The sequence below is a fragment of the Brevundimonas sp. ZS04 genome, assembly GCF_001956865.1.
In the GTDB taxonomy this organism is placed as follows: Bacteria; Pseudomonadota; Alphaproteobacteria; order Caulobacterales; family Caulobacteraceae; genus Brevundimonas; species Brevundimonas diminuta.
Genome location: NZ_MTHE01000003.1, coordinates 279,971 through 292,628, shown reverse-complemented (window position 1 = coordinate 292,628; position 12,658 = coordinate 279,971). Strand labels below are relative to the sequence as shown.

The following is a 12,658-nucleotide window of genomic DNA, read 5'->3' as shown; positions in this document are numbered from 1 at the left end:
CGGTTCATGCGGTCGAGTTTCCGCCCGAGGGCGGCTTCACGCTGATCCTTGCTGCCGCAGCTGAACAGGCTGAGGTCAACGAATGGGATGTCGCTCTGGGGATTACCGACGCGCAAGGACGCCCCTTGCCTCGGTGAGGAATGAGATTCCCGATATTCGATCCGCGCTGACGTCGTTTGACGAAATGAACAACCGTTTTGTTCTAGCGCTGCTAGGTCGTGCATGTGATGGGAACAGAAACACCTCGCAAGATGATCCATGTGAGCATTGACGCCTTCTTCGCTTCGATGGAACAAAGGGACGATCCCGCCCCGCGCGGCCGTCCCGTTGCCGTAGGCCACGTCGCCTCGCGCGGCGGGGCCGCCGCCGCCGCCTGCTTCCGGCGGTTGTGTTTTCCGGGTCCTCGTAGCCTAGCTGAGCGGTAAATTCTTACCCGCGGACACCGCAGTTAAGGGCGAATCCGGGCACCCGGCGCAGGCCCCTGAAAGCCGCCGTGCTGGTTGAATTCAAAATTGTAAACAGAAGAGCCCGTCTGCTGCGCGAGTCTGCTGGACGACTCGCGGCTGAGACGCATTACTTCCCGTCTGTACGGGGGAGCGGTCTATGCCTGAAGGGCTGTCTCATAGGCAGGCGGAGTGCCTGAAGCTCTCCGCTTTCATGAGCGATAAGGAGATCGGCCGGAAGCTCGGCCTGTCGCCGCATACTGTTGAAAATCATATCCGGGAAGCCAAGCGAAAGCTCGGCGTATCCAGTCGCAAAAAGGCTCTGGAGTTACTGACGGAGTTTCCGTCAGACGGATCTGGAGGCATGGCGAGCTCTGGCGAAAACGGTCCAGCTCCGGGTGTCAGCGAGGCGTCTGTCGCCTTCGATCACAACATTGGCGCTCTTGATCCAAAAACGTCGTTCGGCGTGTATTCGGGGCTGGGGCGATGGCGTACGACGGCCGGGTGGCGAGCACCGAAGCTGGTGCTCATCGTTCTCCTGGCCCTGGGGATGGCGCTGGCGATCGGCGCCATCCTAGCCATAGGCCTGATGGTGTTCGGGGTGATCGAGACGCTTTTGAGCTGGCGATGAAAAAGGGGCTCTCGCCATGCGTAAACAGAACGACAAGGTCATGATGATCGGAACTGTCGTCGCTCATGATCTCATCGACTTCGAACATGCTCTTGATCAGGCCTTCCTGAAGGCCAGTCAGCTTTCGATCAGCATGATCGAAGGTCGTCGCGCCGCGGCTCTTTCTGCGGGGTACGGCCATACGGCTCTGCTGAGCCTGCACGGCGCCATGGGGGCAGTTCTGGACGCAAGGGGGCAGGCGATCCGGACACATGACCGGTTGCACAAGGCGGCCGAGGGCCTCGGGCTTGCGCCAGCGCGCCTGGGTCCGTCCGAAACCAAACCGGCCGAGAATGGTCCGGAAACCCCGATCCGGAAGGTTCTGCAGGTGGAGCCGGAGAGAGAGGCGTTGGTTTGATCGGATACCTTCTATGGTCACTCAATCTTGCAGGCCTTGCCCTGCTGGTCTGGAAGGGCGCCCGCGTCGAGCGGTACGCCGCAGCCATGATCGCCGCCTACATTCTTCTGGAGCCATGGTTTCAGCCCCTCCGGCTCTCGAGCTGGAGGGTGGGCCTAGCTGGTCTCAACCTCGCGCTTTTTGTCGGGCTATGGAGACTCAGCGCGAGTTCGACGCGCTGGTGGCTAGTTCTCGCGGCGGCGCTTCAGCTCCTGATCGTCTGCACTCATTTTCTGCCCTTCCTGTCCTCCGACCTGACCATATGGACGGGCGTGGCGGTGCGACTGACGCTGTGGACACTCATCAGCTTCACGATCTTCGCAGGGGTCTGGGAAGCCATGGCCGACCGTCGCTTCAGGGAGGCGGCTGATGGACAGGGGAATGGCGCAAATCATCGCGCCGGACCTGAACACGGTCTGGACTGAGGGAGATCTGTCGCTTCTGCGGTCTTTCATCGCAGCGGTCGAGCCGTTCGGAGCGGAGAGGCTGGCCGAGAGGCTGACGGGTGAGTTCGATACGCTCGGCGCTCTTTTTTCGGCCTCGCCGGAGCGGCTGTCCCGTGCAGTGGTTGAAGGGCGGGATGGGCAGAGCTTTGTCCAGCACGTCAGCATATGCTCGGCGATCGTCGTCCGATCGCTGCAACAGCGCGTGGACGGCAGAAGGATCCTGTCCTCTTGGCCGGCCCTGATCTCGTACCTGAGGGCCAGTCTTCAGTACGAGATCAAGGAGCAAACGCGGATCCTTTTCCTCGACAAGAAAAACGCCCTCATCAAGGATGAAGTGGCGGGCAGGGGGACAGTGGATCACGCGCCGATGTATGTCCGGGAGGTGATCCATCGAGCCCTGGACGTCGGGGCGTCCGCCATCGTCCTAGCTCACAATCATCCGTCAGGCGACGTCAAGCCGTCACTCGCGGACAGGAGCCTGACGAAGGACATAGCGGAGGCTTGCAGGGTGATTGGCATAACGCTGCACGACCACATCATTATCGGGGCCAGAGGCGACTTTACCTCGTTCAAGCAACAGGGCTTGTTGTTTGGCTGACATCGCTTAGGGGGCTGACTTGTCGATTAGCATCGTGCCGAACCAGACCATCAGCCGCATCGTCGGCTTTGCTGCCGGCCAGGCGGATCTCATGCCGGTAGGCTGGTCTTCCAACGACCTCTACCGGAAGCTCAGGGAAATCAACGAGCGGACCTTCCTGGCCCGCTACCCGCAAGCGGAACTCGAGGCCGGCTCCAGCGAGCCGGACATTCCCGGGGACGCCGCTGACTTCACGAAGCTGGTCCGGGCGCTAGGCGAGTACGAGTACAATTCCGACCTGTCGGGCGAGGGGCAACTGGCGGCGCTGCTGGCTTCGCTCATGTCGCGGGACGACGGCTAGCGTTCGCCAAGCCCTGCATGGCCCAGGCCCGGACTAGCGTGCCTGGAGGTCATCGATCATAGCGAGCATCTCCTCCAGCTTGCCTCAGGCTGCAGACAGTTTCCACGCCGCGACGAGATCCTGGCGGTCCGCCGGGCGGAGGACGGTCTCCAGCACCTCGTCTGATACCTGAACTATCTGTCGCCGGGTCGCTCTACCAGCCAGGCAAGAATCTGCGCGCGGACCTCAGGCCTGCTGTCCGGCATACTCATGGTGACGGTCTTGCCCTTGGCCTTGGCGTGCTCGATCAGCGTCAGTCGTTTCATTGGCGCGGGTAGCGGGCGGCTTGACCGCAGTGTTGAGGCGCTGCGGCGAGTTCTCAACAGTTGCGTCCTAGATCGCCTTCAGCCGCGTTAGACCAGCAGGGGCGCCGGTTTGGCTCAAGGAGATGGTTGCGCACGTGAAAGTCGCTCCCGGTTCGTAGGCGGTCCATGTGTCGCTTAGGCATTATTCTGAAGTAACGCGTGGAATGATATTCTGTGACCATTCCCGTTTTCTGCAAACTGTCTGGCAAATTGGGCGTGTGGCGTTGTCAATACGTCTCGAAAGATGCCTCGATCACGCGTTTTTTACATAAGTTATTTTTCTTAGTGTTTTCAAAATAATTGGATTTCGTCGGTTTCCAGATCGGTTTTGGCGATCAAAGATGGAAAAAATCAGGTAAAAACAAATCAGTAATTCGATTTAGTGTAATCGAGTGGGAGTGATTCAGGGCTTTCGGCAGCTTTCGAAACCACTTCCGAAGCTGCCGATATATCGCTGACGTAAAAGTGAATTTTGACGAGACCCTTCGAAGCCTTTCGAAGGGTCTCGCTTTTGTGGCGCGCCGCATATCAGTGGGCGTGCGGCCTGCGTCGCCAGTTCATCAGGTGGGCGGCGCTCAGCAGCAGGCCGCCGGCGACGGTGATCGGCGTCTCGGCCTCGTGCGTCGGCCATTCGGCGGCGGCCAGGAACAGCAGGGCGACGCCGACGGCGCCAAGGCCGATCAGGGGCCAGGCGCGACGGCCGTCCGGCGCAGGGCGAGTCAGCGTCCAGGCGGCGATGGGCGCGGCGGTCAGGGCGAAGGCCCAGTGCGCCCAGGGAGCCTCGGCGAATAACCCCAGAACCGGCATCAGGCCCGCGACCAGGGGAAGGGCCAGGCAATGGATCATGCAGAGGCCGGACAGGCCGATGGCGGCGGCGTCTCCCCAGGTCTGGGCGCGGGTGGTCATGGGCGGTCCTTTCGAGAGAGGGACGGCCGCGACGTCATGGGACGCCGCGGCCAGGCGGGGGAGGAGGGGAAGGACGGTCAGAAGCGGGCGCGGAATCCCAGGACGAGATTGCGGCCGCGCAAGGGGGCCAGATGGCTGATGAAGGAGGCGTGGTTCAGCGCCTTATCGTTCAGCAGATTGGTCCCGCGCAGGAAGACCTGGCCGTTGATGTCGGCGATCGTCGGGACGTCATAGGCCAAGGTGGCGTTGACCATGTCGTAGCCGGGCGTCTTGCGCTCGAAGGCGGCGATGCGGTCCTGCGTGAAGACGTGGACGTATTCCAGATTGCCCGACCAGGCGCCCTGATAGAAGTCGCCGCGCGCGCCCAGTCGGCCAGCGGGAATGCGCGGCAGATCGCCCCCGTCGCCCTTCAACTCGGCGCGGACGTAGTCGCCGAACACCGTGGCTGACAGGCCGGGCCGGAAGTCGTGGGTGATCTGGCCCTCGATCCCGGTGAAGCGGGCGTCGGCCTGGGTGTAGCGGATCAGGCGGAAGTCCTCGAACTGATCCAGCGTCCGCGCATAGACGTAGCCGTCGTAATCATAGCGATACAGGCTCGCGGCGAAGGTAGTGGCGCCCTCGATCTTCTTCAGACCCAGTTCGATCGAGACGGCCGTTTCGACGTCCAGATCGGGATCGCCGATCTCATAGGTGTTGGTGGCCAGGTGGACGCCGCGCGCATACAGCTCCTGCGCTGTCGGCGCGCGCTGCGAACGGGCCAGGCTTACGCTGGCGACATAGCCGGGCGTGAAGGTCCAACTGGCCGCGCCGGAGATGGAGAAGGGCTTGTGCTCGGCGTCGGGTCGTCCGCGCGCACGGGCGTCCTGCCATTCCTGGCGCAGGGCGCCTTCGAAGCGCCAGGCGCCGGCGACGTATTCCTCGACCAGGAACAGGGCGTGGTTCTCGGTCCGGCTTTCAGGGATGAAGGACTCGGCGCCGACGGCGGCGAAGTCGCTGCGCGAGGTCTGGGCGCCGATGACGCCGCGCACTCCGCCGATGGCGGCGTGCTGCACCTCGATGCGGGCGTCATAGCCTTCGTTGGTGAAGGTGGTGGCGATCTCGCCGTCGTCGATCTCGTCGTGGCGATAATCGGTGAAGCCGCCGCGGAAGCGGATGCGCTCGATCCCGGCGAACGGATCCTGGATCTCGCCGCGCACGTCCACACGCTTGCTGATCAGGTCGACGATCGGGACGTGATCGTGGTCATGGTCATGGTCATGATCGTGGCCATGGTCGCCGTCGCCGTGGTCGTGGCCGCCGCAATGCAGCTTGGAGCCGTGCGGGTGGCAGGACTCGTACTCGTGGCTGTGGCCGGGCAGGCCGTATTCGCTGCGCTGCTCCGTATAGGCGGCGCCCAGATGGCCGCGCGAACCGATCCATGACAGGCCCAGAGTCGCGGTCGAACTGCGGTTGAACGATCCGTCCAGCGTGGCCTCGTCGAAGTTCGGAACCTCGTAGTCGTCGGTGCGGCGACCGGCGGCCTCGACGCGGATGGCGAAGGAGCCGGCCCCGGCGGTCAGGCCGATCACGCCCGCCTGTTCATTGTCCGCCGTGCCCAGGCGGAACTCGGCGACGCCTTCGCCGCTGTTTTCGGGTACGCGCGTAGGAATCTTCCTGTCGATCAGATTGACCGCGCCGCCGATGGCGCCGCCGCCGTAGAGCAGGGCGGACGGGCCGCGCAGGATCTCGACGCCCTCCAGCAGCAGAGGCTCGCCGCCGACCGCGTGGTCGGGCGAGACTTCAGAGGCGTCCATCAGGGCCGAGCCGTCGCTGAGAACCTTGACGCGGGGCGCGGTCTGGCCGCGGATCACCGGACGGCTGGCCCCGCCGCCGAAGGTGTCGGAGTTGACGCCCGGCAGGCCGGTCAGCGTCTCGCCCAGGGTCGATTGTCGGCGCTGGATCAGTTCGTCGCCGCGCAGCACCGCCACATTGGACACCACATCTTTGCCGGATCGACCCAGGGCGTCGGCCGTCACCACCACATCCTCGACGCGCGTCGAGGCCGGGCCCGATTGCGGCAGGGCGTTCGCCCAGGCCGCCGTCGATACGGCTGAAAAACTCGCGGCCGCGAGCAGGATCGATCGTGTGTGCATGACATCCCCGTTCATGAAGAAGGTTGCTATTATGTTATATCATAACACTACACAAGTGAGTGCGGGCGGAGATCGAAACGAGGGCGGCGGCCCCCTCGCAGAGGCGGGCGGCCGTCTGCGTCGGGATGCACGCTCGGCGAAGCGCGCGCCCCTCGGCCTCGCTGGGCGATCATGACCCTGTCTCTTGGGCTGGCGTTCACTTGGGCGCCGTCGACAAGGAATCGACGGCTGGAACGAAACGTGATGAGCCGCGCCGATCCTGGCGTCTCAATCGCTCCCTGGAATTGAGTTCTCCCTCAAAGCGTCATCACATCCGCCTTGAAATGGGCAGAGATTTTGCAATCATCCCCCAAATTCGAAAATGATTTCGAATTTTAAATATCAATGCGGGCCGTGTGGAGAAATTTTTCGCTTAAAATAAAGTGGCGAAAAGGGGGCCTTTTGGGGGATCAGCCCGCGCTGAGGGGCGCTGGTGAGAACGTCAGCAAATAGAGGGGATTTCATGTTTTCTAGTGGTTCTCGGGGCCGTGGCCCCGCGATGTATCGCGTCTTGTTGGCCGGAGGGTGCGCGTCAGTCGCCCTGATGAGCGCGGCGAACGCCGCCGTCGCTCAGGAAGCGTCCGAAGATCCGGGCGCAGCCGTCGAAGTCAGTGAAATCGTCGTCACGGGGTCGCGCATCGCCCGCCGCGACTACGCTTCCAACAGCCCGCTGGTCTCCGTCACCACCGAGGCCATCGAGAACACCGGCCAGGTCACGGTTGAAAAGGCCCTGACCCAGATGCCCCAGTTCTCGGGCGCCATGGGGCAGAGCACGGCCGGGTCGTCCTCCACCTCTCTGAACGGCGGCCAGGCCTACGCCAGCCTGCGCGGCCTGGGGTCCAAGCGCACCCTGCTGCTGCTGGACGGCAAACGTCTGCAGCCGTCCAACCCGGACGGCTCGGTCGACCTGAACATCATCCCTGAAGCCCTGATCGGCAATGTCGAGGTTATCACCGGCGGCGCTTCGACCGCCTATGGTTCGGACGCCACTGCGGGCGTGGTCAACTTCATCCTGAAGCGCAACTTCAGCGGGGTGACGGTCGCGTCCCAGTACGGCGTCAGCGACTACGGCGACGGCGAGACCTTCCGCACGTCGATCACGGCCGGCGACGCCTTCGCCGAGGGCCGCGGCCGGGCGGTGATCTCGCTCGACTACTCCATGCGCGACGTGGCCTATCAGTCCAAGCGCGACTACTATTTCGTGCGAAACCGCCAGTCGAACACGGCCATCATCTCCCAGGGGGCGGCCTGGTTCGGCAGCAACCGTCCGACGCTGAGCGCCGTGAACGACGTCTTCGTGGGGCAGTACGGCGTCAATCCCGTGCTGGGCGCGGGCGACTTCTATAACGGCCAGATCGGCTTCAACACCGGCGACCAGACCCTGTTCAACCTGGGCGGCGCCTCGCCCGTGATGAACCTGAAGGATCCCGAGACCGATAACCACTTCCTGAACGCCGCAGGCACCAACATGCTGTGGGGCTGGAACCGCGGGCGCATCCAGAACGAGAACGAACGCTATTCGCTGTTCAGCCGCGTCGATTATCAGATCACGCCCGAGATCGACTTCTTCCTGCAAGGTTCGCTGACCAGTTATGAATCTGAGGGCACCTTCAACCCGACGCTGGCGGGCCTGGCCTATGCCCTGTCGGCGCCGGTGACCAACCCCTACATCGGGGCCGACTTCGCCCACATCCTGGCCTCGCGGCCGAATCCCACGGCGGATTTCGCCCTATGGAAGGATCTGGATTTCGCGGGCGAGCGCCTGCAGTCCTATGCCTACAACGTCTATCAGTTCATCGGCGGGCTGTCGGGCCAGGTGGGCTACAAGGACTGGACCTGGGAGGCCTACGCCAGCGCGTCCAAGGCTGATTTCGAGAATGTGCAGACCGGCGGCGTCAGCCGTTCTGCCATCACGCGCCTGCTCTACAGCCCCACCGGCGGGTCGGAATTCTGCGCCGGGGGCTTCAACCCCTTCGGCAACCATGATCCGTCGGCCGAGTGCGTGGACTATGTGCGCCGCAACACCACCAACACCAATGAGCTGACCCAGCGCATGGCCGAGGCCTCGATGCAGGGCGGCCTGTTCAATCTGCCCGCAGGCGAGGTGCGCTTCGCCGCTGGCCTGGGCTATCGCTACAACCACTTCGACTTCCGTCCCGACAGCGCCCTGGACCAGCCGGACGGCACCAGCGACATCCTGGGCTACAGCGAGTTGCGGGCCTCTTCCGGCGATGTGGATACGACCGAGGTCTTCGCCGAGTTCCTGGTGCCGCTGCTGCGCGACCTGCCGTTCGTCAAGTCGCTGGAGATGGATCTGGGCTATCGCTTTTCCGACTACAGCTCGGTCGGCGGCGTCCACGCCTATAAGGCGGACCTGAACTGGCAGGTGAACGACGTGGTGCGCCTGCGCGGCGGCTACAACCGCGCCGTGCGCGCGCCCAGCGTGGGCGAGCTGTATTCCCCCGTCTCTTCGGCGACGGTCGACATCGGCACTCCCTCCGCCAGCAACACCAACGGCGACCCCTGCGACTACCGCAGCTCGTTCCGCAACGGCCCCGACGCCGAAAAGGTCAAGGCGCTGTGCGTATCCCTGGGCGTGCCTTCGGCCCTGATCAATGACTTCCAGTTCGGCGCCGCCCAGGTGTTCGCCCTGACCGGCGGCAACCCCGACCTGCAGGAGGAAACGGCCGACACCTATTCGTTCGGCACGGTGCTGCAGCCGACCTTCCAGTCGCCCTGGCTGAGCAACATCAGCGCCTCGATCGACTGGTATCAGATCAAGGTGGCCGATGCGGTCGGCGTCCTGGGCGTCGGCAACGGCATCCGCTACTGCTTCAACGACGGGGGCAACAACCCGACGTTCGATCCCAACAACTACTACTGCACCTTGCAGGATCGCGGGACCAACGACGGCTATATGATCAACCCGCGTCAGCCTCTGCTGAACCTGGGCCAGTTCAACGTCACCGGCATCGACCTGCAGCTGGACTGGCGACTGCACCTGGGCGATGTCGGCCTGCCGGACGAGGGACAGCTCAGCGTCAGTTCGGCGATCAGCTATCTGAACAGCTTCGAGATCCAGGCCCTGCCGGGCGCGCCGACGTACGACTACGCCGGCACCTGGGGGACGGCGATCGAGGCCAACGCCGGTCAGGCGCACCCCGAGTGGAAGGCGTCGACCAGCGTCACCTATTCGCGTGATAGCTGGAACGTCGGCCTGCGCTGGCGCCACATGTCGGAGATGATCAACAGCGCCCGCGTGACCTCGCCGACCAGCACGGCGCGCGGGGTGGACGCCTATGACGTGTTCGACCTGAACGCCCGGGTGACGCTGCCTTACGACACGTCCTTGCGCTTCACTGTGACCAACCTGTTCAATGAAGCGCCGCCGCAGGTGGGGGACGTTCGCGGCACCTACGATCCGCAGAACTACGACACCATCGGCCGCTATTACACGGTCGCGGTCACCAAGACCTTCTAGAGCTCCGCAAGGAGATCTGAAGTCATAGCGGCGGGGCGACCGTCTCGCCGCACCTGATCCCGGCCTCGCGCCGGTAGTATTTCAAATGGGGCGGCGACCTATCGCCGCGTGGAGGAGGACAGTGAAATTGTCATCTAAGAAATCATGGGTCGTCGGCCTTGCGGCCGTTCTTCTCGCTTCAACGCCGGCCGTGGCGCAACAGGCCGCCGCCGCTCCGACCGTCTCTTACATTCACGCCGGGCGCCTGCTGGCTGATCCGGCCACCGGCCGCGTGACCCAGAACCAGACTCTGGTGATCGAGAACGGCCGCGTGCGCGAGATCGTCAACGGCTTCGTCGGCCAGGGCGACGTGGTCGATCTGTCGGATAAGTTCGTGCTGCCGGGCCTGATCGACAGCCACGTCCACATCACCAACCAGCAGGGCGAGGGCAACCGCGTCGCCCGCTTCACCAACACCGCCGCCGATTCCGCCGTTCAGGGCGCGGCCTACGCCCTGGTGACGCTGCGCGCCGGCTTCACCACCGTCGCCGACCTGGGCGGCGCCAGCGACGCCGTCGTGGCCCTGCGCAACGGGATCGCGGCGGGCAAGATTCCCGGCCCGCGTCTGCTGGTCTCGGCCGGTACGGTGACGCCGCACGGCGGCCATGGCGACGCCAACGGCGTGAACAGCGCCCTGGTGCCCGTGTTGCGCCAGAACGGCGTCTGCTCGGGCGCCGACGATTGCCGCCGCTCGGTGCGCGAACGCGTGCGCGCGGGCGCCGACATCATCAAGATCACGGCCACGGGCGGCGTGCTGTCCGACACCGGCGCGGGCCTGAACCAGCAGTTCTCCAATGAGGAGCTGCAGGCCATCGTCGAGACCGCGCACTTCATGGGCCGCACGGTGACCGCCCACGCCCACGGCACGGACGGCATCAACAGCTTCCTGCGCGCCGGCGGCGACTCGATCGAGCACGGCACCTTCCTGGACGACGAATCCATCCGCATCTTCAAGGCCAACAACGGCTGGCTGGTGCCGACCCTGCTGGCCGGGGACTTCGTCGCTCGCGAAGCCGCCCGTCCCGAAACCTTCTTCACGCTGAACCAGCGCAAGAAGTCTCTGGAAGCCGGTCCGCAGATGCTGGACATGGCGCGTCGCGCCCACCGCGCCGGCATCCAGATCGCCTTCGGCACCGACACCGGCGTTTCGCCGCACGGTGAAAACGCCAAGGAGTTCGCCCTGCTGGTCCAGGCAGGCCTGACGCCGCTGGAAGCGGTTCGCGCCGCCACCGTCGGCGCTGCGACCCACTTCCGCCTGCAAAACGAGATCGGTCGCCTGGCGCCCGGCTACGCCGCCGACGTGATCGCCGTTTCGGGCGATCCGCTGACCGACGTGACGACGCTGGAGCACGTCAAATACGTCATGAAGGGCGGCGTGACCTATCGGAACGACTGAGGTCGGCGGACGACTTCAATCGAGGGGGGGCGGCGAGAGCCGCCCCCTTTTTTGGCGTGTCTTCAGGCCGCCGGCTAATGCAGGGCCTCGCCGTGCTGACTGAAGTCGAGGCCCTCGATCTCGGCCTCGGTCTGTACGCGCAGGCCGACCGTGTATTTGCAGATCATCAGCACGACGAAGGTGCCGACGGCGCTCCAGATCATTGCGCCCCCTAGGCCGACGGCTTGCTTCCACACGCTTGCCCCTTCGGCGAGGGGATTGATGGCGGCGTTGGCGAAGACCCCGGTCAGCAGGGCGCCGGCGATGCCGGCGACGCCGTGCACCCCGAAGGCGTCGAGGCTGTCGTCGTACTTGAGTCTGTGCTTCAGCCAGACCGCGCCGACATAGGCGACCGGGCCGGAAATCAGGCCGATCAGGAAGGCCCCCTTGGGATCGACGAAGCCAGCGGCCGGGGTGATGGCGACCAGGCCGGCGACCACGCCGGTCAGCAGGCCCAGCAGAGTCGGCTTCTTCTTTAGCGTCCACTCCACCGCGATCCAGCCGACGGCGGCGGCGGCGGGGGCCAGCAGGGTGTTGAAGACGGCGACGGCGGCGATCTCATTGGCGCCCGCAGCCGAGCCGCCGTTGAAGCCCATCCAGCCGACGAACAGCAGTCCGGTGCCGATGGCGGTGAAGGCCAGGTTGTGCGGGGCCATGTTGTCGCGGCCCCAGCCGTGACGCGGGCCTAGAACGATGGCGCAGACCAGACCGGCCACGCCCGCATTGACGTGGACCACGGCGCCCCCGGCGAAGTCGAGCACGCCCAACTCGCCCATCCAGCCCCCGCCCCAGACCTGATGGCAGATCGGCGCATAGACGATCAGGTGCCACAGGGTGAAGAAGAGGACGCTGGCCGAGAACTTGATCCGCTCGGCGAAGGCCCCGGCGATCAGGGCCGGGGTGATGATGGCGAAGGTCAGCTGATAGCCGATCCACAGGAACTCGGGCAGGCCGGGGGTCAGGGCGTGGGCCGTCTTCACTCCGACGCCGTTCAGGAACAGGGCCTGGACGCTGCCGATGAAGCCGTTGGCCGGGCCGTCGCTGGTCCCGAAAGACAGGGTGTAGCCGGCGACGAACCACAGGACGGTGACGATGGCCATGGCCGCCGTGGAATGGGCGATGGTGGCGATCAGGTTCTTCTTCCTGACCATGCCGCCATAGAACAACGCCAGACCCGGCAGGGTCATCATCAGCACCAGGGCCGTCGAGGTCAGGATCCAGGCCGTGCCGGGACCGTCCAGCGCCAGCGGAACCTGATGCGCCAGAAGGGCAGGTGTGGGCGCTGCGGCTAGGGCGGGCGCGGCAAGCGCAACGGCGAAAAGGCCGCAACAGAATGCTGCGGCCTTGGAAATCGTCGGTGATGTCATGAGGGTCTCGGGGAGAAGACG

Annotated in this window: 11 protein-coding genes; 8 read left to right on the top strand and 3 right to left on the bottom strand. The window is 64.6% G+C overall.

Going from position 1 to position 12,658, the window contains the following annotated elements:
• Positions 1 to 227: 227 nt before the first annotated feature.
• From BJP32_RS17620 to BJP32_RS06145, 6 genes are all read left to right on the top strand, one after another.
• Positions 228 to 425: a hypothetical protein gene (locus BJP32_RS17620; RefSeq protein ID WP_369822387.1), complete on the top strand. Its 198-nt coding sequence runs from the start codon at positions 228 to 230 to the stop codon at positions 423 to 425.
• A 178-nt stretch (positions 426 to 603) separates the two neighbouring features.
• The gene (locus BJP32_RS06165) at positions 604 to 1,074 is read left to right on the top strand and encodes a helix-turn-helix transcriptional regulator (protein ID WP_076223290.1); all 471 of its coding nucleotides are present in this window, start codon (positions 604 to 606) and stop codon (positions 1,072 to 1,074) included.
• Between the two features lie 16 nt (positions 1,075 to 1,090).
• The gene (locus BJP32_RS06160; protein WP_076223288.1) at positions 1,091 to 1,471 is read left to right on the top strand and encodes a hypothetical protein; all 381 of its coding nucleotides are present in this window, start codon (positions 1,091 to 1,093) and stop codon (positions 1,469 to 1,471) included.
• On the top strand, positions 1,468 to 1,935 hold the full coding sequence (locus tag BJP32_RS06155) for a hypothetical protein (RefSeq protein WP_076223286.1): 468 nt from the start codon (positions 1,468 to 1,470) through the stop codon (positions 1,933 to 1,935). Before BJP32_RS06160 ends, BJP32_RS06155 begins: the two co-directional genes overlap by 4 nt.
• Entirely contained in the window at positions 1,892 to 2,554 is a 663-nt protein-coding gene (locus BJP32_RS06150) for a RadC family protein (RefSeq protein ID WP_158043294.1), read from the top strand. Before BJP32_RS06155 ends, BJP32_RS06150 begins: the two co-directional genes overlap by 44 nt.
• Positions 2,555 to 2,573: 19 nt before the next feature.
• Entirely contained in the window at positions 2,574 to 2,894 is a 321-nt protein-coding gene (locus BJP32_RS06145; protein ID WP_076223283.1) for a hypothetical protein, read from the top strand.
• A gap of 872 nt (positions 2,895 to 3,766) precedes the next feature.
• On the opposite strand, the gene BJP32_RS06140 is transcribed toward BJP32_RS06145, so the two are convergent.
• Positions 3,767 to 4,144, bottom strand: a complete 378-nt coding sequence (locus BJP32_RS06140; RefSeq protein WP_076223281.1) for a MerC domain-containing protein — start codon at positions 4,142 to 4,144, stop codon at positions 3,767 to 3,769.
• 77 nt (positions 4,145 to 4,221) lie between these two features.
• Positions 4,222 to 6,276: a TonB-dependent receptor domain-containing protein gene (locus tag BJP32_RS06135; protein ID WP_233126739.1), complete on the bottom strand. Its 2,055-nt coding sequence runs from the start codon at positions 6,274 to 6,276 to the stop codon at positions 4,222 to 4,224.
• Between the two features lie 583 nt (positions 6,277 to 6,859).
• On the opposite strand from BJP32_RS06135, the gene BJP32_RS06130 reads away from it, so the two are divergent.
• Both BJP32_RS06130 and BJP32_RS06125 read left to right on the top strand, forming a co-directional pair.
• Entirely contained in the window at positions 6,860 to 9,796 is a 2,937-nt protein-coding gene (locus tag BJP32_RS06130; protein ID WP_052748068.1) for a TonB-dependent receptor domain-containing protein, read from the top strand.
• A gap of 190 nt (positions 9,797 to 9,986) precedes the next feature.
• Positions 9,987 to 11,231: an amidohydrolase family protein gene (locus BJP32_RS06125; RefSeq protein WP_076223277.1), complete on the top strand. Its 1,245-nt coding sequence runs from the start codon at positions 9,987 to 9,989 to the stop codon at positions 11,229 to 11,231.
• Positions 11,232 to 11,305: 74 nt separating this feature from the next.
• Here BJP32_RS06125 and BJP32_RS06120 read toward each other — a convergent pair whose 3' ends face one another.
• Positions 11,306 to 12,637 carry an ammonium transporter gene (locus tag BJP32_RS06120; protein ID WP_076223276.1) on the bottom strand — a complete coding sequence of 444 codons (1,332 nt, stop codon included), beginning with the start codon at positions 12,635 to 12,637 and terminating at the stop codon, positions 11,306 to 11,308.
• Positions 12,638 to 12,658 lie beyond the last annotated feature (21 nt).